Genomic DNA, 23234 nt, shown 5'->3' on the forward strand with positions numbered 1-23234 from the left:
CGACGCGCCGACGGTCGCGGTCTTCCGCCCCGACGACGACCGTATCACGGACGCCGTCACTCTGCTCGAGGAACTGGACGCCGAGCCCGTTCCGGACCCGATGCTGGCCGTCGAGGCAACCGGCGCGACACCCCGGAGCGACGCCGACTACGTCGTCTTCACGAGCAAGACCGGGGCGGAACTCGTCGCCGAGGCCGGCTGGGAACCCGAGGCGGAAACCGTCTGCGCGATCGGCCCCGCGACGGCCGACGCGCTGCGCGCCGAAGGGTACGCGGTCGATCTGGTCCCCGAGGAGTTCACCTCGAGCGGCCTCGTTACCGCGCTCGAAGACCGCGTCGCGGGCGCCCGCGTCGAGGTCGCCCGCAGCGACCACGGCAGTCCCGTCCTGCTCGAGGGGCTCGAGGACGCGGGCGCGTACGTCCACGAGACGGTGCTCTACCGACTCGTCCGACCCGAGAATAGCGGCCGCTCTGCCGAGTTAGCCGCCGACGGCGAGCTCGACGCCGCCTGCTTCACCTCGTCGCTGACGGTCGAGCACTTCCTCGAGGCTGCCGCCGAGCGTGAGATCCGAGAAGAGGCGCTCGCGGGCCTCGAGGCCGCCACCGTCGGCGTCATCGGCGAACCGACCCGCGAGACGGCCGCCGAGCACGACGTCACGGTCGATCTGGTCGCCAGCGAGGCCACGTTCGAGCGCCTCGCGCGCGAGACCGTCGACGCAACGCGCGAGGACTGACCGGCCGCGCGGGCGGCACCGGCGGTTCCGGCGGTGCCGAGCGCGGATCGACCGCCGCAGGGAGAGTCCGCGACTTTATCACGAAAGCCGCCCCAAGCACATCTCGATGGCTGGGCCGATTCCCGAACTCGAGGAGCGTGCGACCCGCTGTGCGCGACGGCTGTGCGAGGCCGATCGCGTCCTCCTGGCGTCGCACATCGACGCCGACGGACTGACCAGCGCCGCGATCGCCGCGCAGGCGCTCGAGCGGGCGGCGATCCCCTTCGAGACGGTCTTCGAGAAGCAACTCGACGCGGACGCCGTCGCGGATATCGCGGCGACCGACTACGATACCGTCCTCTTCACTGACTTCGGGAGCGGCCAGCTCGATATCATCGGCGACCACGAGGACGCCGGGGACTTTACGCCGGTCATCGCGGACCACCACCAGCCGGCCGACCGCGAGACCGAGTACCACCTGAACCCGCTGCTGTTCGGGATCGACGGTGCCTCGGAGCTGTCGGGTGCCGGGGCGAGCTACGTGCTCGCGCGGGCGCTCGCCGAGGAGGCCGATCAGTCAGTTGCGGCGGACGGCGGCGCCGTCGCAGTCGATTCGGGAACGCCCGCGCGCGCCGACAACCGCGACCTCGCGGCCCTCGCGGTCGTCGGCGCCGTCGGCGACATGCAGGCCTCCGGCGGCGAACTCCACGGGGCGAACGAGCGGATCGTCGCCGAGGGCGTCGAGGCCGGCGTCCTCGAGACGGGCAAGGACCTCGCGCTCTACGGGAAACAGACCCGGCCCCTCCCGAAACTGCTCGAGTACGCCACCGACGTCCGCATCCCCGGTATCTCGAACGACGAAGCGGGCGCGCTCCGGTTCCTCGAGGACCTCGATCTCGAGTTGCAACGCGAGGAGGACGGCGAGTGGCGTCGATGGGCCGACCTCGAAAACGAGGAGAAACGGACCGTCGCCAGCGCGCTCGTTAGGCGCGCCGTCTCGCGGGGCGTTCCCGCGACGAAGATCGAGAGCCTCGTCGGCACCGCCTACGTCCTGTGCGAGGAGCCCGTCGGCACCGAACTGCGCGACGCCAGCGAGTTCTCGACGCTGCTGAACGCGACCGCCCGCTACGAGCGGGCCGACGTCGGCCTCGGCGTCTGTCTCGGCGACCGCGAGGGCGCGCTCGAGCAGGCACGGACCCTACTGCGAAACCACCGGCGAAACCTCTCCGAGGGGATCGATCTGGTCACGCGGGAGGGCGTTACCCACGAGGACAACGTCCAGTGGTTCCACGCGGGCGATCGCATCCGCGAGACGATCGTCGGCATCGTCGCGGGGATGGCGATGGGTAACGAGGGGATCAGCCGCTCGAAGCCGATCATCGCCTTCGCACAGAAAAACGACGAGGAGGTCAAGGTCTCGGCGCGCGGGACTCACTCGCTCGTCCGAAAGGGGCTTGACCTCTCAGTTGTGATGGGCGAGGCCTCGCGCGCCGTCGACGGCGACGGCGGCGGCCACGACGTCGCGGCCGGCGCGACCGTCCCGATCGGTCGCGAGGAGGAGTTCATCGAGATGGCCGAGGAAATCGTCGGCGAGCAACTGTCCTGACCGACTGCGGGTACCGCGACGGTCGTTACGACGGCTGCGATTACGAACGGGACTGCGAGGACCGCTCCATCGACGCCGGCACCGTCGGCACCAGTGGCGCGTGGGAGGTTACGACGAAGGTCCCTTTTCGGACTGCCCCCTTGGCGTACTGGACGGCACTCTTGCGGATCGGCGTTCGCTTCCCGCGGATCTGGGTCCGTCCCTCGAGGATGGCCTCGACGAGTTCGTCGCCGTCGATGTCGGCGCGGGTGGGGTTCTCGGCGTCCGGCGTCACGAGGACCTCGGTGTAGGCCTTGCCGACGTTCGGCAGGTAGTGGGCGTCGCTGGCGCCGATCTCGGGATAGCCGCGCCGACGGGCGAAGGTTCGTGCGCGGCGGTTACGGTAGCCGGTAAAGAGCATCGAGTTGTAGGTCTCGATGGCGTCGACGTCGTCGACGTGGCGTTTTCGGATGCCGTGGCGACTGCGCTGGAACGGGTGGGGGACGATCGCGATCCCGCCGAGGTCGCGGACGGTCTGGACGGTCTTCCCGACGGGGCGGCCCGGCTCGGGGCGTTCCTCGACGCCGATCGCCAGCAGGTGGCCGTGTTTCGTCGAGACTTCGACCCCCGGAATACCGATCAACCCGTACTCGGGCGCCAGTTCGGCGGCCCGCAGCGACTCGCCGATCTCGTCGTGGTCCGTGATAACGACGCCGTCGAGACCGATATCCGACGCGTGCTCGAGAATGAGTTCGACGGGTTCGTGACCGTCGTAGGAGTCGTCGGAGTGGACGTGAAAATCGATGGTAAACGGGATCTGGGTCGTCATAGGGGGCGGGGAGATACGGCTAATAGCCTGTTGGACAGCATAAACGCTGTGTTGGCGATCGGATTTTAGCCCTGATTTGATATATCGATATCCGGTTTATCCTACTGCGAGTAACCTGATAGGGGACCGAGTGGCGGCCACGACTCGAAGAGAAGACCTCTACCGCGATAAGAGACCAGTATCCCGCGAAAGCGGAATTTAGAGGCCGTCAAACGGCCAGTAGTTGGATCGGCTGCGACCGACAACAGGTCTTAGGCCCACCTAAAATCCAGTAGACTTATTTACCTTTAGGTTGGCCTAAACCATGAGCAAGCCGTGATCCGCGAGCGAACCCGTCCTCGCAGGAGGCGATTTCCGCGCGGATCGCGACGAGCGGACCGAAATCCGGTTCGAACGCCGTAGGAACGAGCAACCATGGTCGGAACGACACTACGAGAAATCCGCGAGCGAATCGAACAGTTAGCGAGCGACGGCGGCGAGTACTACATCGTCTGTGGCCGATCCGGCGAGCGGCCAGTTCCCGTCGCCGGCAAGCGATTTCCGTCGCGCGAGGCTGCGGTCGACGCCGTAAAAGCAACCGAGCAGTACCGGGCTGCACTGCGCCGCTACGACCCACAGCTGCCGTTTTACGATCCCGTCGTCTGCCAGGAGGGACAGGGTTCGGCTGCCGATCCGGCGCCGCCCGCACCGAGCGCCGCCGAACCGGTCGCCGGCCGCTCGAGGTCGACGGACGCGACCGGCGGCGGACGACAGCCGCTGATCGGCTTCTGCCACGACGTCTCGGGCGCCGTCTTCGAGGCGCTCTCGGCGCGCGATCACGCTGCCGCCGAGAGCGCGATCATGGACACGTACCTCGCCGCCGCGGAGGCCGTGACCGACCCGGACGCCCTCTGTCTGGTGCTGCTCGAGAGCATGGCGACGGAGCTGGAACGCCATCTCACGCCGAGCGAACGCGTCGGGGTGCTCGAGGCGGCAGCACGGGCCCTGTCACCGGTGCAGGCGGCCGTGGCCGAGGACCCCGTCGAAGCGAGCCTCGAGCACCTGCACTCGCTTTCGCTGATCTCCGAGTACGGAGTCGTTCGCCGGCCGCTCGACGCCGACGGCGGCAACGCGTGGGTCGTCTACCTGCGCGGCTACGCGATGGAAAGCAGCGAGCGTCGGTTTCCGACGCTGCCGATCGGGATCGACCTGCTCCGTCGGACGGTCGACGAGGAAGGGAGTGTGAAAGCCGGAGCGGATGCCGGCCGCTGTGCCCCCCTCGGCGTCAGTGAGGCGAGTGCGCTCGGCGACGACGACTGGCGACTCGTGTTGACGACGGACGCGGCGGCGGACGGGCTAATCTGCGTCGAGGAGGGATCCGAATCGTGACCGGGGACGCGACCGAGACGGCATCTGCGACGGACGTCCACCGTGCGCTCGAGTGCGTCACCGAACAGCGAGCGTCGGTTGCGGATCGAATCGACGCGTTCGAATCGTTCGCCGCCTGCGTCCGTGATCTGCCGGCCGGCCCCTCCGCCACGACCGCCGGCCCGGTCGCACAGGCGACGCCGACGGTGATGACGTCCCGGGCCGCCGGTGCGGGGCCGGCGACGCCCGATCCCTGCGCCGTCGTCCGACGAACGTTCCTCGAGACGATCGTCCCGCATACCACCATCGAGATCGACGGCGAGGAATCGGTCGTACGAGCGCTCGCGGCGGAATTCTCGCGCGACATCGCCGTTGCGCTGACGACGAACTCGACCTGGACTGCGGAGTTGAAAACCGCCGTCGTCGAGGCGGCGACGACGCGACGCTTCGAGGCGGAACGGCTGCAGGCGGCGCTCGAGACCGAAGCCGAACGCCTCGAGACGCTCGTCGACGACCTCGATTCGATCGTCGCGTGGCTTCGGTCGACGGCCGCGGAATCGCTGCACCAGTGCGGATTCGACGAGTTGCGGGCGAAACACGACCGACTCGAGGAATTCTGCGATCGGCTAGGGACGGTGCTCGAGGAGCGACAGGAGCGGTTACAGGACCCGGTTCGGGACGCCGGCGACGTGCCGTATCGAACGCTCGTGGAATCGGTGTACGCGTCGTTCGATTCGCGGTATCCGGTGCTCGCGACGCTCACGCGCCTGTATCGGATCTGCCGGGAGTGCCAGCGAACGGTTCGCGACCACCTAGTCCGGCGGGCGTAACGCGGACGAGGAGACGAGCGACTCTCGATGTGGCTGTCGGCGAAAAACGGGCAGTATGGACTGTTCGGTTACGCTTCGTTGCCGCCGCGGGCACCGTCCGAGCGGCCGTCAGGAACGATCTCCGAGAGCGAGATGCGATCGAGGACCGTAGTCACGTCGAACGGATCGTCGATCGATTCGGCCCGCTCGTGGACCCGGCGCATGCTCTCGAGGAGGCCCTCGACGGCGGCGCGCCTGGTCGAGACGAGGCCGATGGCTTCCGAGATGGAACGGTCGCGAAGCGAGTACCGGTAGCGGAGCTCCCAGCAGTACCCGAGTCCGAGTCGGGGGTGAGAGTGATCGGTTGTCGTTCGATCCGCGACGAGTTCGATTGGCGGCTGCCTGTATCGGTAGGCGAACCGATCGTCGCAGAGTTCAGCGGCGCCCCATCCCGGCGGTAACGCTTCCGGCGGAATGGGTCGCTGGTCGATGGACATGTGATTCGTATTAACGGTTGAGTTCGGGGTGTTCGTTCCGCTTGCGTACGCAGCCATGTTTGTAGGCAGTCGATACCGTTTCAACCGAGCGGAGCGCTCCGGTAACAGAATCTTAACGATTGTTTTCTACAGTGTATCGCTCCGGCCGATCGTCCGACTTTTATCGTCGCTCCCGCTGCATTCCGGTATGGCCGACTTCGACCCCGAGAAATTCGAAGACAAGTACGCCAACTACTTCCCGGAGCTCCAGCAGGCGTACAAGAACGCGTTCAACCGGATGAACGACCAGTACGACTCCGAACTCGTCCACGCGATCGACCAACAGGTCCTCAACGAGAGCGAACCCTTCTACGAGGGCGACGGCGAGTTCCGCGTCGAGCTCCCCGAGGACCCGTACGGTCGGCTTTCCGGCGTTCTCGTCGAGGAGGAACGCTTCGAGACCGTCCTCGAGACGCACGTCGAGGAGATCGAGACGGAACTGCGGCGAGTGTTCGACTTCGAGTAGGTCCTCGAGACGGGACGACTCGAGTAAGGCCGGCCGCCGTGGAACTGGTCACACGCTCGTCACAGCCGTATTTTCGGCCACAGCGTGCGAAGAGCGAACAGGGAGGACGGAAGGTTTAGGGGGACTCACACCCAAGGCAGTTCTATGAGCACGGAAACCCAGAACGACGGGGACGACCTCGAAGAGCGCGTCGCGAACTTCCTGCGGCGGAACTTCCCGCAGATCCAGATGCACGGCGGCAGCGCGGCGATTCAGGACCTCGACCGCGAAACCGGCGAGGTCTCGATCGCGCTGGGCGGTGCCTGCAGCGGCTGTGGCATCTCGCCGATGACGATTCAGGCGATCAAGAGCCGCATGGTCAAGGAGATCCCGGAAATCGAGCAGGTCAACGCCCACACCGGCATGGACGGTGGCGACGACATGGGCGGCGGCATGGAGCCGTCGTTCCCCGGCGAAACCGTCGACGACGACGGCGAGTCCGACGAAGGCCCCGAAGCGCCGTTCTAAGTCGTCTCCAGCCGATATCCCGCTTTTATTGTTTCCTGCCGCGTAGCCGGCAGTTCGGCGGTCGCGTCGGCACCGAGCCGTCCCTACCGCAGTCCCCGCCCGCGCTCCCACGCTCGAACGAGCGCCGTCAACGTCCGATTCGTCGGCACCTCGAGCCCTCGTTCGTCGGCTCGGGCGGCGATATAGCCGTTGATCGCGTCGATCTCAGTTCGGCGGCCCGCGAGGACGTCCTGGCGCATCGACGACGTGTTCGCAGCCGTCTGCTCGGCGACCCGCTCCATCGCAGCGAGCGCCTCGCGATTCGATACTCGGACGTCGCAGTCTCGAGCGACGCGGGCCGTCTCCCGCGTCGCCGCTCGCGCCACGTCGTTCGCCGGCGTCTCGAGTACTGCTCCGTTTTCGGTCGCTGTCAGCGCCGTTACCGCGTTGATACCGGCGTTAACGGCGGCTTTTTCCCACAGCCGACGCGGCATGTCCGTCGCGACCGTCGCCTCGAGTCCGGCGGCGGCGAACGCCGCCCCGATTCGATCAGCGACGGGCGATTCGCCGCCCGCTCGAGCGCCGAGGGCGAGCTCGCCGAGGCCGGTGCAGGCGACGCAACCCGGCTCGCGGAGCAGTGCGCCGTAGGTCGCCGTCCCGGCGAGTACCGGCGCCTCGAGGCGATCCGCGAGCCGCTCCTCGTTTCCCAGCCCGTTCTGGAGCGAGAGCACGGCGTCGAACGAGCCCGTCGCGAGCGCGTCGGCAGCCGCCCCGGTGTCGAAGGCCTTGACCGCGACGATTGCGAGATCCGCTTCGCGGTTCCGGCCGTCGGTCGTCGCGGTCGGCCAAGTTGTCGTCGGCGTCTCGACCTCGAGGGCGCCGTCGTCGGTACTGTCCTCGAGTCGGAGTCCGGACTCGCGAATCGCTGCAACGTGGTCCTCGCGGCCGACGAGGGTAACGTCGTGCTCGCGAGCCAACAAGCCGCCGACGAGGCTCCCCAAGCTCCCGGCCCCGAAAACGAGCGTCTCCATGCCACGAGGTGGATCGAGCGCGGTAAAAACGGTTTTCGTCGGGAGTTCGGTCCGCCGACCTCGAGTTCGGTTGTAGTTCGACGAAACCTAGCCCCGAGGGTCAGTCCTCCGTCCAGTAGTACAGTTCCTCGCGTTCGGCACCGCAGTTCGGGCACGCATCCGGGACATCCTCCTCGAGACGCCCCATCTCGCCGCACTCCCAACAGCGCCACATGAGTTCGGCCTCGCCGAACTGCTGGCCCGATCGGACGTGTTCGACGCTCAGCCCCTGAATCCCGTCTCGAAGGGAGATGTAGAGGCCGTTCTCGTCGACGCCGCGAATCTGGCCGATTTCGGTGCCGTCCTCGGTGTAAACCGTCGTGCCAAGCGTGAGCTGCGGTTGTTCTGCGGCCATGTGACTCACCGCTAGAGAGCTACGTCTCGAGAGGCCATAAATCATAACCCGCTATATAGAATTCGGGCGTGCTCGGCTCGAGCGTAGAGATTGGCTCGGCGGAGACGGGCGTTCGGACCGGCCACCGCGATCGGCCTCGCGAGCGTCCTGTTCGCCGCCGTTCACGTCACGCACTGCGCGGGGGAGCAGCGGGAACGCTCGGAGCGGTGGGCGCGTTCGTCGCCCTCGCGATCGTCTTCGGGGTCACGGACGAGCGGACGCGAAACCTCGCCGTTCGGATGGTCGTCCACGGACTGTACGACGCGACGATCTTCCCGGTCGGCTACGCGGCGCTCGCGTGATGATCCGACTCGATCTCGAGACCGAAGCGTCACGACGGAGAACGGAAACGAAAACAGTCAGCGAGGTGGGCGGCACCGCGGCTCAATCTTCGGTCCAGTACATCAGGTTCTCCCGCTCGGTCCCGCAGTTCGGGCACTCGTCGGGCAGTCCGTCGTCGATATCGCCCATCTGTCCGCACTCCATGCAGCGCCACATCAGGTGTGCTTCGCCGAACTCGTGGCCCGAGCGAGCGTGTTCGACGCTCATCGCTTCGGCCCCTTCGCGGGTAGTGACGAAAAACCCGCTCTGCTCGAGCCCGCGGACGCGGCCGAGCTCGTTGCCGTCCTCGTCGTAAACCGTCTGACCCAGATTGACGTCGTGAACCTCCTCGATTGCCTCTGCCTCGCCTTCCCTCGCCGGTGTCTCGCCAGTTTCGACCATGTACGAACGTCCGCCGCCGACGCCGATAAAGACACAGCGCGCATTGTTCAGGGCCGCGAACGCGGCCGCGACTCACCCTCTACGACGCCCTGCCGCGATACCGAGTGCGGCGAGTGTAGCGACGATGCCGAACCCGGGAATCGAATCGTTCGTCGATTCAGTCGATTCCGTCGCCGACGCCGAAGTCGATGCGCTCTCGTTCGACTGCGCTTCTTCCGTTCCTTCGGTCGTATTTCCGGCATCGACGATAGCAACGGATCGCTCCTCGACGAGTTCGTCCGCCGAGTAGGCGCTGAGGGTCGCCCCGACCCCGGCGTCGACACCGTCGAGATCGAACGCGGCCTGTACGGTCCCATTTTGGTCGACCGTCGCTGTCGATTCGCGCACGAACTGCTCGGGCGAGACGAGCATCACGTCGAGTTCCGTGCCCGTTTCGGCATCAACGTCAAGCGCAACCGACGCCGACGACGCGTTCTCGAGTATCGTATCTGCATTAGTAGTCGACCGATCACCGTCTTGCCCGGCCGCAGTCACGTAGACGGGGTAGTCTTCGGAGACGTTCGCTTCGTCCCCTCGAACGGCGAACTCCGCTCGTTGCGGGGCCGAGTGATCCTCGAGGTCGAACGTCACGGTTGCGACGCCGCTTTCGTTGACCGTTGTCGACTCGGTCACGACGAAAACCCCAGGTGCCGACAGTCGGACCTCGAGTTGATCGCCTTCGGTCGCTCCGGCCGGTTCGAGTGCGATCGTTTCGGCCGAGTCATTCTCGAGGAGGATCCAGCCCCGGTCGGTCGGAGTCACGGGGTCGTCACTCGCCTCGACGGCGTTCTCGTTTCGGTCGTCCGCCGCAGCGACGACAACGTTCGTTTCGTCAATAACGGACTCACCGTCCGCATTCGACTCGAGCACTGCGAGCTCGTAACTCGCCGGATCCAGCGCCGACTCGAGTTCCGATTCACTGCTGATATCGAGCGACGCGTCGCCCGCGACCGAAATCGGCGATTCGGAGTCGGCCGTCGCATACGGATCGATCCGGATCGTTACCGTCTCCGCTTCGCCCGGATCGATCGTTCCGGTGAGTTCGTAGTTGAGCTGATCCTCGTCGCCGAATCGGACGGGAATTTCGTCCGCGTCGCCGACCGTTACGTTGACGGTCGCAGTTTCGTTCTCCTGCACTTCGACGGTATCCGAATCGAACGACGGATCATCGGCAGCGGCGGCTACACTCGCACTCGCAGAGAGGACACAGAGGGCGAGCAGTCCGATCGCGAGCAGTCGTTTCGATATCGCTACTCCTGCTATGGGGGACCAATTACCCATACGCGGGAGTAGTTACGTCGCTGTAATATATTCTTCGTTGACAATAAATGGAGCGAGTTTGGAAACTCGATACTCAGGTCAAATCCGATACCGACGAACGAAGCAGTGATATCGACCGGCCAAACACGTCACATGAAGTCCTCGATGCCTGATTGTTTGTTCTTGTCGTTCTCGAAGATGCTCTCGAGCGAGCGCTCTAAGACCTCCAACCGCTGTTTCGTGTAGTCGCGACAGTCGTACTCCTCGGCGACCTGAATCGCGGTCTGCATGTACTTGTTCACCGAACCCTGGTGGACGGTGAGGTTGACCTGGCCGCCACACTCCCGACACTCGCCGGTCAGGGGCATCCGGCGGAACTTCTCGCCGCAGTCGAGACACCGGGTTTCCTGCCGCGAGAAGGCCCGCAAGTTGCCGATCAGGTCCGGCAGGAAGTGGTACTCGATGACCCGCTCGGCGACGTCGGTCTCGTCGACGGCCTCGAGTTTCCGCGAGAGTTCCAGTTGGGCGTCCATCTTCTCCATCATCGAGCCCAGCGTCTTGTAGGCGGAGAGGTCGGGGCCCATCGCGATGTCGGTGGTGTCGTGGGTATGCTCGAAGCCGGTGTACTCGCGGTCGGTTCCGAGCGTCTCCTCGGCGATCTGGATGTCGACCTCCTCGGGGTCGGCCTGCTCGCGGGTGGCCTCGTAGAACTCGCGGGGATACTGCGAGACGATGTCCATGTTGTGGGCCTCGTCGTCGATCTCGGAGGGATCGATGCGGGAGGACATGACGAGGGGGGCGTCCATCTTGCCACCGCGCTTGTCCGGCAAGAAAGACTTACTGAAGTTGAGAAGTCCGTCGAGAAGCAGCATGACGCAGTCCTCGTCGCCGTCGCAATTGCGACGCTTCGCGGCGTGGAAGTACGGATGAGCGTACCCAACGGCTGCACTGGTGAAACCGATCACACGTCCGACAGTTGCGGCGCTCGTGTGGGGCGCCATGCCGAAGACGAGTTCGCCCACGAGGTCCTGGCGATCCTCGATCTCGTAGAACGGCTCGAGGCCGTAGTACTGCTCTAAGAGGTCGTCGATGAAATCCGCCGTTTTCATCATGTGCTCGGCGGCGCCGTCCGAGAGAACGATGTCCTGCACTTTCAGCTCGACCAGCTGGTCCTCGTGGGTCAGCGGCTCGCCGTGGATGTCCTCGTCGTAGCCGAGCGCCTGCAGTTGGCCGACGTCGACGTCGAGTTCGCTGGCCCGAACCGCCGTTACAGGGAGGTCGGTCATGTCGTAGCGGACGGTGCCGTCCTTGAACGCCGAGACGTCGTGTTTCGCCCGCAGAACGCCCTTCTCGATCGGTTCGGGGATCTTGTTCGTCGAGGAGAGCCCCTTGACGCCTTTCAGAATGTCGAAGGCGTTCTCGCGTTCACCGACCGACTCTAAGGCGCTGCGGAACTCGTCGTTGACGTCGATCTCGCGGGATTCGACGCAGGTCCCCTCGACCTCGCAGCGGTCGCACTCGACGCGACCGGCGTCGTCGGGCTCGAGCGATTGGTCGCAGTCCGGACAGCGGTAGTCGGGCTCGGTTCGGGCGTTGCAGTCCGGACAGCGGTTCTTGAACGTCTCCGCGTCGCAGTCCGGACAGCGCTGGCGGCCGACCTGCACTTCGACGACGCCCGGCGTATCGGACATCGTCTCGGCGTGTTTGGCCGCGTCGGCGACGTTGCGCTGCGTGCCGCCGGCCTCGCCGATCGGGAACAGGGTGTGGACGGCGGGACTTAGATCCCGGCTCTCGGACTTCTCCGGGCGGCCCATTCGGTTCCCGATTCGGGTGGGTGCGCGCTCGCGAACCTCGAACGGGGCGACCTCGTTGACCGCCTCGATGGCGTTGTCGCCTTCCTCGTCGTGGCCCCAGGTGCGGGCCCGCTCGGAGAGGTCGTCGTCGCTCCAGGTACGCTCGAGTTCGACGGTCGGCGCCTCGGGGTCGGGTTCGGGCTCCTCCCCGCGACCCTCCGGATCCGGCTCGAGCGCGGCCCCGTCGGCGACCGCCTGCCGGAGCTCGCAGCCGACCGTGCGAACGAACGGCCGCCAGTCGTCGATTTCGATGCGGTCCTCGCTTTCGCGCTGGCGGTGCTCGATGACGACGGTCTCGAGTGCGTCTGCGACCGCCTCGTCGTGCTCGAGGACGAGGATGCTGTCGTCCCCGTTACCGTTCACGCTGCCGTCGCCGTCCTCCTCGATTCGTCCCTCGGCGACCGCCGCCGCGAGGTCGCAGAAGGCGTCGACCGAGATGTCGTGCCAGAGGTAGGTGTACTCGGGATGGAGCGGGGCGTCGTACTCGAGGGCCCACTCGAGGGCCTCCTCGGGGTCGGGGAACTCGAGGTCGATTCGAGGGTCGTCTTTCAGGGCTTGGACGTCCACACCGGCTTCCTCGAGGTCCTGTACCCACCACTCGTAGGTGTAGGAGGCCGGCGCGAGCGGGTGGTTGTTCTCGACGAACTCGCCGTAGTTGACCAGGTACTCCCCGAGGTCCAGGATCTTCTCGACGCCGTTTCGGATTTCAAGGGCGTCCTCGGGGTCATCGATCCGGCGCACGTCGCCGTTGGCGAGTTTGACGGTCGGGCCCTCGATGGAGTCGACGGGGACGACCCCCGCCGCTTTGCCGGGCCGTTCGGTCTTGATCTGAGTCCCGGTCGCGAGGAAGTCGTCGACCAGGTGCATCGCGGCGGGGTGGACGCCGGCGGTCGCGAAGCCGTGATTGCGCGCGCGGCCGTAGCGCAGGCGGAACCCACCGTGAGCGCAGGGGTGGGAAAAGACCGGCCGGCCGGCGATCAGGTCCCGGAGGAACTTCTTCGATTTGTCGACGCGCGGGGGACCCTGCGGTTCGTCGGATTCGGAACCGTCGTCGGCGCCCTCGGCATCTGCATCGTCCCCGTCATCGGCGGATTCCTCGTCGGCGTCGTCGGCCTCGTCGTCGCTTTCCTCGTCGCCCGCATCGTCGTAGTAGGTGCCGTCGATCAGATCCTGCAGCCACGGCCAGTCGACCTCCTCGAGATTGCGGGTGTAGCGCTGGATCTTCGGGGCCTTCAGGGCGATCCCTTCGGCCATGACGAGACACATCCCGCCGCGGGCGCTGTTGGTGTCGACCCGCTCCAAGTCGCGAAAGCCCGACACCTCTTCGTCGCCCGTCGCTTCGCCGTCCAGCATGATCGGCATGTGCTTCGCGATGAACTTCGTCTCCTTGTCCTTGGGCGTGTACTGGAGACCGGTCTCCTTGTCGTAAAGGGCAATTTCCTCGGCGTAGCGCTCGATCTCGTCGTCGCGGGCCTTGTACTGGTCGATGCCCACGAGCGCGCGGGTGTAGTCCGCCACGAGCACGGAGAGGGCCTGCGCGGTACCACCCGCCGAGCGGATCGGTCCCGCGTAGTAGACGTTGACGAACTCGGTGCCGTCGTCGTTCTCGAGGATTTCGACCTTGTCGATCCCCTCGATGGGGGCGGCGACGACGCCCTCGGTCAGTAGGGCGACCGCAGTACGGACGGCGCCCTCGACCTTCCCGGCTTTGGTCTCGTAGTCGCCCACACGACCCTCGGCGAAGTCCTCGGCGAGTTCGAGCGCTGCTTCCTCGCGGGACATCTCGCCCTCGAGTTCGCGGACGCGTTCGGCGACGCCGTCGATCCCGAGGATGTTCTCGACGCGGTCGGCCATGTCCCGCGCGGTCGGAATCTCGACCTCGGGTTTCGGGTCGGCACCGCGCTGTTTGGCCGTCTCTGCCACGTCGAAGGCCTCGTCGAGGCGAGATTCGAGCGTCTGGAAGTACTGCTCGTCTTCCTCGCGCATGTCAGAGCCAGAGGTCCAGTTCGGTCGTCTCGTCGTACTCGCGCTCGAGGGGGTCCTCGAAGACGCGCATGTGAACCTCGCCGGCCCAGATCGTCGCCTCGTTCAGGTGGCCCGCGTAGGTCGTGCCCTCGTCGTCGGAGAGCACGGCGTGGGTGTGGGCGAACCGCTCGTCGTCCAGCCACGAGACGTTGCCCACGCAACTGGCCACCTCGAGCGGCTCGTCGAACTCGATCGGGTAGTACTCGCACTCGTCTTGATCGTAGAACCAGAGTTCCGCGTCCTGCACGGCGCCGAGCGCGGTAAACCACGCCGCGTCGGCCTCGACGTCGTCGGCGAGCGATTCGATCTCGGCCCGCCAGTCGGCCCCCGTCTCGAGACGGGCCACGTACTCGGCCGTCGTCTCGACCTCGCGATAATCCATACGTTCACGTCTGGTGGACGGCATCAAAAAGGTTGAGGAACCCCGTCGCGGGGGCCGCTCGACCGGCGCAGATCGACGCGGCAGCCGAGCGCGCTGAGAGGACTGTCGACAGTCTAAGTGCCTTTCTGACAACACGCAGGCGTACGAAGACGGCCTCGAGCGGACGACTACATCCGATCGAGACCGGAAACTGATACTTTGTCGCAGTCATGTTCTTCGAGTACCATTTTCGAACAGGGACGTACAGTCGAGACCGCGTAACAGGGAATTACACAACTCGGCGGCGAATATATCACCGAATACACAGTAGTTTGGTAGGAGATAACAAAGACCACTGGTACGTCTATCGTCGGGAGGATGGGATATCAGTCACCGACTTCGACTCGCCGTCGAGTACTGGCCGCCGGTGGGGCGGTCTCGGCGGCGGTCATCGCAGGGTGCATCGGTGAGGAGGACGGCGGTAACGGGAACGGTGATGGGAACAGCACCGCCGACATCAGCGACTACCAGTACGAGCGCGAGGAGCCCGACGACGAGGAGGCGGCCCGCAGCAGTTCCCTCGAGTTCCTCCAGCCCGCCGAGCGGGACGAGGACTTCGACCCCGTCGTCTCCTTCGACTCCTACAGCATGCAGGTCGCGAACCTCGTGTTCGACGGCCTCTACGAGTGGGACGACGAGATGACGCTCGAGCCGAAGATCGCCGACGGGATGCCCGAGGAGGAGGACGGCACGACCTACGTCTTCCAGATTCAGGAAGGAATCGAGTTCCACAACGGCGACGAGGTGACCGCCTCGGACGTGGCCCACTCCTTCACGGCGCCCGTCGAGGAGGAAACCCAGAACGCGGCGACGTACGCGATGATCGAGTCGGCCGAGCCGATCGACGATTACTCGCTCGAGGTGAGCCTCGAGCACGAGTACGGCCCCTTTACCATGATGACGATGGGCGTCAACGTCGTCCCGGAGGACGTCCGGACCGAGGACAGGGAGGCCTTCAACACCGATCCGATCGGCTCGGGTCCCTACCAGTTCGCGGACTTCCAGCCCGGCGAGTACGTCGAACTCGAGCGCTGGGACGACTACTGGGATGATCCCCAGCCCTACGTCCAGACGATCCGGTTCGAGGCGGCGCCGGACGACGCGAACCGCGTCGCGCAGGTGCTGGCAGGCGATACGGACGTCATCGACACGGTGCCGGCCACGGAGTGGGACGAGGTCGAGAGCGAGGACGGCGTCCGGATCCACGGGACCCGGAGTCCGTCGTACATGTACCTCGCCTTCAACTGCAACGAGGGCCAGACGACGGATCCGGACGTCAGACGGGCCGTCGCCCACTCGTTCTCGATGCAGCAGTTCGTCGAGGACCACCTCGGGGCCGCGGCCGACGCGCTCGTGAGCCCGATTCCGGAACTGACCAACGAAGCGGGCGGCTGGGAGTTCCCCACGGACGAGTGGGCGGACCAGATGCCCGAGTACGATCCCGACCAGGCCGAGCAACTGCTCAACGACGCGGGCGTCCCGGACGATTGGTCACCCCGGATCATCGCCCCCGAGGGCGGCCCGCGCGAGGCGCTTGCCGAACGGATCGGCTCCCGGCTCACCGAGGTCGGCTACGGGGCGGACGTCCAGGGCATGTCGTTCGCGACGCTCGTCGACACCTACGTGACCGGCAACGCCGACGACTACGAGATGTACCTGCTGGGCTGGACCGGCGGCCCGGACCCCGACGTCTACTACTACAACCTCTTCCACGAGAGCCAGGAGGGCGTCGGCCAGGGCCACTTCTACGAGGGGCAGGGCGAGTTCCACGACAACATCCTCGCGGCCCGCGAGAGCGCCGACAAGGAGGAGCGCCGAGACCTGTACGTTAGCGTCACCGAAGAAGTTCTCGAGTACCTGCCGGTGTTGCCGGCCTACTCGGAGCACAACACGATGGCCGCCCGCGAGCAAGTCAAGGACCTGCACGCGCACCCGGAGGTGAGCTACAACCCGCGCATTGTCTCGGACTACCAGAATACCTGGATCGACGGTTGACGCCGCCCGATCGGTGCCGTGAGCAGCCTCGTCGGCGCCGACGATCCAGTCGCAGCGAGGAGAGACGAACCGGACACCGAACACACGCCGAACCCCCCGCTTGAGAGCCACGCAATGGGACTACTCCGCTACACGACCTACCGATTCGCGCAGGCGATCCCCGTCCTGATCGGGATCTCGGTCATCACGTTCGTCCTCGCGAACATGACGCCGGGCGACCCGATCAGGCTGATGGTGCAGGGTCAGGAGGTCGACGCCGAAACGATCGCGCAACTCGAGGCCCGCTACGGCCTCGACAGGCCGCTCCACGAGCGGTACCTCGATTACATGGCCGGGCTCGTGCAGGGCGACATGGGTCACAGCTTCCACCGGAACCGCCCCGTCTCCGACCTGATCGCTCGGCGGATCGGCCCGACGCTGATGCTGGTGCTGTCGGCGTACGCGTTCGCGCTCGTCACGTCGATTCCGCTCGGCATCCTCGCGGCCAAGCGGCGAAACGAGCCGTTCGACCACGTCTCGCGGATCGTCGCGCTGATCGGCGTGAGCACGCCCTCGTTCTGGATCGGCATCATGCTGATCCTGCTGTTCGGCGTCCAACTGGGCTGGCTCCCGTCGTCGGACCTGGTCTACCCCTGGTGGCCGCCGGAGACGTACGGGCACGACGGCTACGTCGAGCACGCGGTCGAGACGCTCCGGCACCTGCTGTTGCCGATGATCGCGCTGGGGACCCTGCAGATGGCGACGCTGATGCGCGTCGAGCGCACGCAGATGATCGACTCGCTGCAGGGCGAATACGTCAAGCTCGCGCGGGCCTACGGCGTCCCCGAGGGCACGATCCTGCGCAAGCACGCGTTTCAGGTCGCCCAGTTGCCGATCATCACGATCGTCGGGCTCAACCTGTCGACGGCGCTGGGCGGCGCGGTACTGACCGAGTTCGTCTTCAACATCAACGGCCTCGGGCGACTGTTCTACGAGGCGATCGTCCAGTTAGATTACCAACTCATCATGGGTATCACGATGATCATCGCGACGATGTTCGTGATCGGCGTCATCATCACCGACATCGCCTACGCGTACATCGATCCGCGCGTCACGTACGGGGAGGCTGAATAGCATGGCGGTCGGCGAAACCCAGGTCGAGAGCGGCACCGAGCCGGCGACCAAGGAAACCGAAACCGGGTGGCGCAACACCCTCCGGAAGATCAAGCGAGACACCACCGCTCGCTGGGGTCTCTACGTCATCCTGACCGTCCTGTTGATCACGGCGTACACGCTCGTCGACGCGAACCTCTCGCGGCTCACGTTCGGCGCGCTCTCGGATTTCACGTTCGCGGAGACGCTGCCGATCTTCGAACACCCCGAGAACCTGCCGCCGCCGGGCGAAGCCCAGCCGAACGAACCGCCCGCGTTCCACGCCGGCGGGTCGCTCGAGCACCCCCTCGGGACGGATCCGAGCGGCCGGGACTACTTCACCCGGATCGTGTACGGCGCGCAGGTGTCGGTCAGCGTCGGCCTCGCCGCGACCTTCCTCGGGCTGGTCGGCGGGACGATCGTCGGCGCCGTCGCCGGCTACTACGGCGGCTGGGTCGACGACCTGCTGATGCGGATCATCGAGACGGTGTACGCGATCCCGCCGCTGATCCTGATCATCGTCTTCACGGTGTTCGTCAGCGGCGGCAGCCCGGACGTGATGTACGCCATCGTCGGCGTCGGCGTCGCCTTTATCCCGGTGTTCGCCCGGATCATCCGCAGCGAGGTGCTGTCGGTTCGCGAGATGGACTACATCGAAGCGGCCCGCGCCGCCGGTGTGAAAGACCGCAACATCATCCTGCACCACGTTATCCCGAACAGTTTCGCACCCGTGCTGGTGTACGCGACGTTGCAGATCGGCGTGACCATCCTGATCGTCGCCGGCATCTCGTTCCTCGGGTTCGGCGCGCAGCCGCCGACGCCCGACTGGGGCGAGATGCTCAACACGTCCCACAGCTACATGCACTCGAACGTCTGGCTCTCGATCTGGCCCGGCCTCGCGATCATGGTCACCATCATGGGCTTCAACCTGTTCGGCGACGGCCTGCAGGACGCCTTAGACCCCCGAATCAACGATTAATATGGCTCAGTCGGACCCACTCCTCCGCGTCGAAAACCTGAAGACACAGTTTTTCACCCAAGCAGGCACGGTACGCGCCGTCGACGGCATCTCCTTCGAGGTCCGCGAGGGCGAGATCGTCGGCCTCGTCGGCGAGAGCGGCGCCGGCAAGTCGGTCGCCTCGATGAGCCTGCTGCGACTCGTCGAGTCCCCCGGAGAGATCGTCGCCGGCGAGATCACCTACAAGGGCGAGACCATCTTCGGCCTCGAGGAGGGGCCGGACGGCGAGTTGCGGGAACGCGACGACGTGCTCTCCGACGAGGAGATCCGCACCCGCATCCGGGGTAACGAGATCGCCGTCATCTTCCAGGATCCGATGGAGTCGCTGAATCCGGTCTTCACCGTCGGCGGGCAGTTGCGGGAGTTCATCGAGTTGAACCGCGGCCTCGGTAAAGACGAGGCGCGGCAGGAGGCGGTCGACATGCTCCGCGAGGTCGGCATTCCCGATCCCGAAGAACGGTACGAGGAGTACCCTCACCAGTTCTCGGGCGGGATGCGCCAGCGCGTGCTGATCGCGATGGCCCTCGCGTGCGAACCGAGCCTCATCATCGCCGACGAGCCGACGACCGCACTGGACGTGACGGTGGAGGGCCAGATCATCGACCTCGTGGACGAACTGCAGGAGAAGTACGGAACCAGTTTCATCTGGGTGACCCACGATATGGGCGTCGTCGCCGAGATCTGCGACCGCGTGAACGTGATGTACCTCGGCGAGATCGTCGAGCAGGCGCCGGTGGACGAATTATTCCACGACACCAAGCACCCCTACACCGACGCCCTGCTGGACTCGATTCCCCGCCCCGATCGCACCGTCGAGCAACTCGAGCCGATCGAGGGCGTGATGCCCGAGGCGATCGAGCCGCCCTCGGGCTGTCGGTTCCACCCGCGCTGTCCCGACGCGCGGGAGGTCTGCCAGCGGGTGCATCCGGAGACGAAGGAAGTCGACCGCGCCGGCGACCACCCGCACCGGGCGGCCTGCGTCAAACACGACGCCTTCGACGTGGGCTACGACGAGAGCCCGCCGCTACAAACGGAACCGCAGGTGACGGCCGACACGCCGGAGAGCGCAGAGGGGCAGGGTGGCGGGAGCACCGAGACGACAGACGGCGAACGAAGCGATACCGACCGGACCGACTACAGCCGCGATGCCCGCGCCGACGGCACCGGAGGTGACGGCCGTGAGTGACGTCGGCCGCGTCACGGGTGAGACGGCGACCGACGTCGACGAGGGCGAGTCGCTGCTCGAGGTCGACGGGCTCAAGAAGTACTTCGCCCAGGAGTCGGGCCTGCTGAGCGGCGTTTCGATCGACACGAGCCAGTTCCCGCCGATCGACGTCGGCCAGGAACGGGTCAAGGCCGTCGACGACGTGAGCTTCGAGGTACGGCGGGGCGAGACGCTCGGCCTCGTCGGCGAATCGGGCTGCGGGAAGAGCACGCTCGGCCGGACGATCCTCCGGCTGCTCGAGCCGACCGACGGCACGATCGCGTTCAAGGGCGACGACCTCGCGACGTTAAGCGGCGAGGCGATCCGCGAGAAGCGCTCGGAGATGCAGATGATCTTCCAGGACCCGCAGGCGTCGCTCGATCCGCGGATGACGGTCGGCCGGATCATCGAGGAGCCGATGCGCGCCCACGGCATGTTAGACGACGAGGGGAGGGAGGCCCGCGCGAAGGAACTGCTCGAGAAGGTCGGGCTGGATCCGCACCACTACGAGCGCCATCCGCACGCGTTCTCGGGCGGCCAGCGCCAGCGGGTCAACCTCGCGCGAGCGTTGTCGGTCGATCCGGACTTCGTCGTCTGTGACGAGCCCGTGTCGGCGCTGGACGTCTCCATCCAGGCGCAGGTGCTGAACACGATGGACCAACTGCAGGACGAGTTCGGCCTGACCTACCTCTTTATCGCCCACGACCTCTCGGTCATCCGCCACATCTCCGACCGCGTGGCGGTGATGTACCTCGGCAACATCGTCGAGTTGGCCGACAAGGAGGAGTTGTTCGAAAATCCCCAGCACCCTTACACGGAGGCGCTGCTCGAGTCGATTCCCGTCCCCGATCCGCGCAAGCGAAACGCCCGCGGCGTGCTCGAGGGCGAGGTGCCGAGTCCGGTGAACCCGCCGTCGGGCTGTCGGTTCCGGACGCGGTGTCCGAAGCTGATCGCACCCGAGCGGTACGAGTTGACCGAGGAAGAGTGGGCGCACACGCGGGCGTTCATGCGCGCGGTCAAACGCCGCGGGTTCGAGCCGACGGCGGCCGCCGACCTCGAGCGGGAGTTCTTCGACGGCGAACTGCCGGGCGGCGAGGCGGGCGAGATCGTCGCGGAGGCGCTCGAGTTGATCGCGACCGATTCCGAGCGGAGTGCCGGCGGAAACGGGGCGAGCGCGGAGTCCTCGGCCGACGGCGAGGGTGCCGCCGTCGACTGGGAGACGGCCACCGAGCGCCTGCTCGAGGCCTTCGCCGAACAAAGTATCTGCGCCCGCGAGCGGCCGGCCTACGAGGTCGACCCGGCGTACGGCTCGGGGACCCATTACGCGGCCTGTCACCGCCACCGCTGAGACAAGGGCCTTACGGCGCGAGGCGACTCGAGCGCCGATCGGAACCGGCCGTGCGACCGACTGTTCTACGCATCACGGCAGTTCCGACCGACCGGACTGATCTGACCAGTTGTAATTCTTATCGGTTAGTTCGGCGACGAATACACACATCGTGCATGCTATCCACCAACGAATGAAGAACGATTAACCAACACGGTCTATCGCTGCAAAAATACTTATCCGTGTGCCCCGAGTATTTACTCGTGTATGAGTAAGATCCTCGCTCTGATGGCAACGTACACGCAGACCGGCGCAAAGATCCGACGAACGATCGAACACTCCCCCGACTTCGGCGACAACGAGTCGGCGGACGACGACAGCCCCTCGGGACGCATTCCACCGGGCGGCATGCTCACCGGATAACGGGGGCAACACGGTTGCACGGACCGCAATCCGACCGCTGCTTTTCATCCACCCGACTCGACCGCCTCGCCGGCCGGTCGACGCCGGGTTTCACTCGAGTTCGATAACAGTCGAATCGCTCGGCCGATAGCGATCCGCGTGCGTCGCGACGAACGCTTCGATTTCGTACTCGCCGGGGCCTGGAACGACTGATTCGTGCCGAGCACCCGTTCGCTCGAGTCGCCCGTTCCACGTGACGGTCGCGCGCTTTCGCTCGCCGCCGCGGAACGAGATCGAGGACGGCCGATCTCGGACGTAGCGTCGCTCGTCAGTAGCCTCGAGTTCGCCGTCGACGCGCCAGTCCCACGGTCGCTGGCGCGGCGTCGGCACCTCGACCGGGAGCGGGAGCCGATTCCGGAACGCGACGGTGATCTCGACGGGATCGCCGCGCGCGTAGACCGCGCGGTCGGTCTCGACCGCGACGTCGATCGCGCGCCGCGCGACGGCTGCGGGCACGAGCCGCTCGAGGCCGAGGCCGGCGGTGAGGGCGTACGTCGACGCAGCCTCGAGGCCGGCGTCGTGACGCGAGTGCGGGTCCGCGCCCGACTGCGCGTCTCGAGTCGTCCCGGACCGCGAGCGGAAGCGAGACTGCGAGTCCGAACGCGATCGGTCGCTTCGCGGTCGGGAATCGTCCATGAGCGGAGCCACGACGCCGAACCCAGTAAAGCTAGCCTCGAGGTGCACGTGGAGTGCGCTCACGCGTAGTGCGAGAGACGTCCGCATCCGTCGATAACGGCCGTGTTACCTGGGGAAACCGATGTCCAAGAACGGCTATTACGGTAGCGTTTCTACAGTTGGTTACACGATGTTACCAGCAATCGAATCGGTACCGTTGCAGTTCGACGGCCCGTTCGCGGCCGAACTGTTTCTCGTCGCGCGCATCCTGTTTGGCGGCACGCTCGCCTTTACGGGACTGAATCACTTCCTCGACCTCGAGAACATGGCGGGCTACGCCGAGATGAAGGGCATTCCGGCGCCGAAAGCGTCGGTCGCGCTGTCCGGTCTGGCACTCGTGTTCGGCGGCCTCGGCGTCGTCCTCGGCGTCTTCCCGGGACTTGCGGCCGCCGCGCTCGGGGTCTTCCTACTGGTCGCGACGCCGACGATGCACGACTTCTGGGCCGTCCCCGAGGAGCAGCGACAGTCGGAACTGACGAGTTTCCTGAAGAACGTCGGCCTGCTCGGCGCGTCGATCGCGCTGTTCGCGGTTGCCGCCCTCGAGTGGCCGTACGCGCTCGGATTCGGACTCGGTCCCTTCTAACGCTGCTACCGGCTATCGGTTACCGGCTAGTCCAACAGCGACTAGTAATTCGGAATCGAAAGAGTAGAGGATCCCCCAACCCCCGTTATCGCCAAGCAGTCAGCGTCGGTGCATCATCGGCCTGCATCGAAAGCCAGGCATCGTCGGCCGAAATATCGGCGATGACGTACGCGTCGCCGTCGCTCGCGTCGGTCGAATCGATCGACCCGACGATCGTCTCGTTCTCCGCCATGGCGTGGGGGTTCGTCGCCATGTATGTTACTGTCTCCCACCCACATATAAAG

At 65.9% G+C, this 23234-nt stretch carries 23 protein-coding genes and 1 pseudogene; 14 read left to right on the forward strand and 10 right to left on the reverse strand.

All coding sequences use genetic code 11. From position 1 onward, the window contains the following. Position 1: 1 nt before the first annotated feature. Together ATJ93_RS15940 and ATJ93_RS15945 are read left to right on the forward strand one after the other, a co-directional pair. Positions 2-733, forward strand: a pseudogene (locus ATJ93_RS15940) (uroporphyrinogen-III synthase); the annotation flags it as partial. Between the two features lie 106 nt (positions 734-839). Beyond that, positions 840-2318: a single-stranded-DNA-specific exonuclease RecJ gene (locus tag ATJ93_RS15945; RefSeq protein WP_120245631.1), complete on the forward strand. Its 1479-nt coding sequence runs from the start codon at positions 840-842 to the stop codon at positions 2316-2318. Between the two features lie 40 nt (positions 2319-2358). On the opposite strand, the gene ATJ93_RS15950 is transcribed toward ATJ93_RS15945, so the two are convergent. Continuing rightward, positions 2359-3126, reverse strand: a complete 768-nt coding sequence (locus ATJ93_RS15950; protein WP_120245632.1) for a PHP-associated domain-containing protein — start codon at positions 3124-3126, stop codon at positions 2359-2361. 414 nt (positions 3127-3540) lie between these two features. On the opposite strand from ATJ93_RS15950, the gene ATJ93_RS15955 reads away from it, so the two are divergent. Together ATJ93_RS15955 and ATJ93_RS15960 are read left to right on the forward strand one after the other, a co-directional pair. After that, positions 3541-4494, forward strand: a complete 954-nt coding sequence (locus tag ATJ93_RS15955) for a DUF7551 domain-containing protein (protein WP_120245633.1) — start codon at positions 3541-3543, stop codon at positions 4492-4494. Further along, a complete protein-coding gene (locus ATJ93_RS15960) occupies positions 4491-5303 on the forward strand; it encodes a DUF7260 family protein (RefSeq protein ID WP_120245634.1) in 813 nt (270 codons plus the stop codon). The genes ATJ93_RS15955 and ATJ93_RS15960 overlap by 4 nt, the downstream gene beginning before the upstream one ends. Before the next feature lie 68 nt (positions 5304-5371). Here the strand turns inward: ATJ93_RS15960 and ATJ93_RS15965 are convergent, their stop codons facing one another. Continuing rightward, the gene (locus ATJ93_RS15965) at positions 5372-5779 is read right to left on the reverse strand and encodes a hypothetical protein (RefSeq protein ID WP_120245635.1); all 408 of its coding nucleotides are present in this window, start codon (positions 5777-5779) and stop codon (positions 5372-5374) included. Positions 5780-5966: 187 nt separating this feature from the next. On the opposite strand from ATJ93_RS15965, the gene ATJ93_RS15970 reads away from it, so the two are divergent. Both ATJ93_RS15970 and ATJ93_RS15975 read left to right on the forward strand, forming a co-directional pair. Beyond that, complete coding sequence (locus ATJ93_RS15970) at positions 5967-6284, forward strand: DUF5783 family protein (RefSeq protein WP_120245636.1); 318 nt, start codon at positions 5967-5969, stop codon at positions 6282-6284. 144 nt (positions 6285-6428) lie between these two features. Next, positions 6429-6791, forward strand: coding sequence for a NifU family protein (locus ATJ93_RS15975; protein ID WP_120245637.1), 363 nt, complete (start codon positions 6429-6431; stop codon positions 6789-6791). An 83-nt stretch (positions 6792-6874) separates the two neighbouring features. Here the strand turns inward: ATJ93_RS15975 and ATJ93_RS15980 are convergent, their stop codons facing one another. Further along, complete coding sequence (locus ATJ93_RS15980; RefSeq protein WP_120245638.1) at positions 6875-7801, reverse strand: ketopantoate reductase family protein; 927 nt, start codon at positions 7799-7801, stop codon at positions 6875-6877. A 100-nt stretch (positions 7802-7901) separates the two neighbouring features. Beyond that, positions 7902-8195, reverse strand: coding sequence for a DUF7130 family rubredoxin-like protein (locus ATJ93_RS15985; protein WP_120245639.1), 294 nt, complete (start codon positions 8193-8195; stop codon positions 7902-7904). A gap of 206 nt (positions 8196-8401) precedes the next feature. On the opposite strand from ATJ93_RS15985, the gene ATJ93_RS24375 reads away from it, so the two are divergent. Further along, the gene (locus tag ATJ93_RS24375; RefSeq protein ID WP_281271571.1) at positions 8402-8536 is read left to right on the forward strand and encodes a hypothetical protein; all 135 of its coding nucleotides are present in this window, start codon (positions 8402-8404) and stop codon (positions 8534-8536) included. A gap of 82 nt (positions 8537-8618) precedes the next feature. On the opposite strand, the gene ATJ93_RS15990 is transcribed toward ATJ93_RS24375, so the two are convergent. From ATJ93_RS15990 to ATJ93_RS16005, 4 genes are all read right to left on the reverse strand, one after another. Then, the gene (locus ATJ93_RS15990; protein ID WP_120245640.1) at positions 8619-8957 is read right to left on the reverse strand and encodes a DUF7130 family rubredoxin-like protein; all 339 of its coding nucleotides are present in this window, start codon (positions 8955-8957) and stop codon (positions 8619-8621) included. 72 nt (positions 8958-9029) lie between these two features. Continuing rightward, entirely contained in the window at positions 9030-10277 is a 1248-nt protein-coding gene (locus tag ATJ93_RS15995; RefSeq protein ID WP_120245641.1) for a BGTF surface domain-containing protein, read from the reverse strand. Positions 10278-10405: 128 nt separating this feature from the next. Then, a complete protein-coding gene (locus tag ATJ93_RS16000) occupies positions 10406-14095 on the reverse strand; it encodes a DNA polymerase II large subunit (protein ID WP_120245642.1) in 3690 nt (1229 codons plus the stop codon). A 1-nt stretch (position 14096) separates the two neighbouring features. Next, a complete protein-coding gene (locus ATJ93_RS16005; protein WP_120245643.1) occupies positions 14097-14516 on the reverse strand; it encodes a PPC domain-containing DNA-binding protein in 420 nt (139 codons plus the stop codon). A gap of 357 nt (positions 14517-14873) precedes the next feature. Here ATJ93_RS16005 and ATJ93_RS16010 point away from each other — a divergent pair, with 357 nt between their 5' ends. The 6 genes from ATJ93_RS16010 to ATJ93_RS23735 all read left to right on the forward strand — a co-directional run bounded on the left by ATJ93_RS16010 (position 14874) and on the right by ATJ93_RS23735 (position 21653). Continuing rightward, entirely contained in the window at positions 14874-16550 is a 1677-nt protein-coding gene (locus ATJ93_RS16010; RefSeq protein WP_120245644.1) for an ABC transporter substrate-binding protein, read from the forward strand. A gap of 114 nt (positions 16551-16664) precedes the next feature. Then, positions 16665-17663 (forward strand): ABC transporter permease, encoded by a 999-nt coding sequence (locus ATJ93_RS16015; RefSeq protein ID WP_120245645.1) that lies wholly within the window; start codon positions 16665-16667, stop codon positions 17661-17663. A 1-nt stretch (position 17664) separates the two neighbouring features. Next, complete coding sequence (locus tag ATJ93_RS16020; RefSeq protein ID WP_120245646.1) at positions 17665-18660, forward strand: ABC transporter permease; 996 nt, start codon at positions 17665-17667, stop codon at positions 18658-18660. 1 nt (position 18661) lies between these two features. After that, positions 18662-19885: an ABC transporter ATP-binding protein gene (locus ATJ93_RS16025; protein WP_120246037.1), complete on the forward strand. Its 1224-nt coding sequence runs from the start codon at positions 18662-18664 to the stop codon at positions 19883-19885. Continuing rightward, the gene (locus ATJ93_RS16030) at positions 19845-21251 is read left to right on the forward strand and encodes an ABC transporter ATP-binding protein (protein WP_120245647.1); all 1407 of its coding nucleotides are present in this window, start codon (positions 19845-19847) and stop codon (positions 21249-21251) included. The genes ATJ93_RS16025 and ATJ93_RS16030 overlap by 41 nt, the downstream gene beginning before the upstream one ends. A gap of 246 nt (positions 21252-21497) precedes the next feature. Continuing rightward, positions 21498-21653: a hypothetical protein gene (locus ATJ93_RS23735; RefSeq protein ID WP_170155593.1), complete on the forward strand. Its 156-nt coding sequence runs from the start codon at positions 21498-21500 to the stop codon at positions 21651-21653. 90 nt (positions 21654-21743) lie between these two features. Here the strand turns inward: ATJ93_RS23735 and ATJ93_RS16035 are convergent, their stop codons facing one another. After that, positions 21744-22328: a hypothetical protein gene (locus ATJ93_RS16035; RefSeq protein WP_120246038.1), complete on the reverse strand. Its 585-nt coding sequence runs from the start codon at positions 22326-22328 to the stop codon at positions 21744-21746. Positions 22329-22497: 169 nt separating this feature from the next. Here ATJ93_RS16035 and ATJ93_RS16040 point away from each other — a divergent pair, with 169 nt between their 5' ends. Then, positions 22498-22950, forward strand: a complete 453-nt coding sequence (locus ATJ93_RS16040) for a DoxX family protein (RefSeq protein WP_120245648.1) — start codon at positions 22498-22500, stop codon at positions 22948-22950. Between the two features lie 85 nt (positions 22951-23035). On the opposite strand, the gene ATJ93_RS23740 is transcribed toward ATJ93_RS16040, so the two are convergent. After that, positions 23036-23203: a DUF7556 family protein gene (locus tag ATJ93_RS23740; protein ID WP_170155594.1), complete on the reverse strand. Its 168-nt coding sequence runs from the start codon at positions 23201-23203 to the stop codon at positions 23036-23038. Between the last annotated feature and the right edge of the window lie 31 nt (positions 23204-23234).

The sequence above is a fragment of the Halopiger aswanensis genome, from assembly GCF_003610195.1.
In the GTDB taxonomy this organism is placed as follows: Archaea; Halobacteriota; Halobacteria; order Halobacteriales; family Natrialbaceae; genus Halopiger; species Halopiger aswanensis.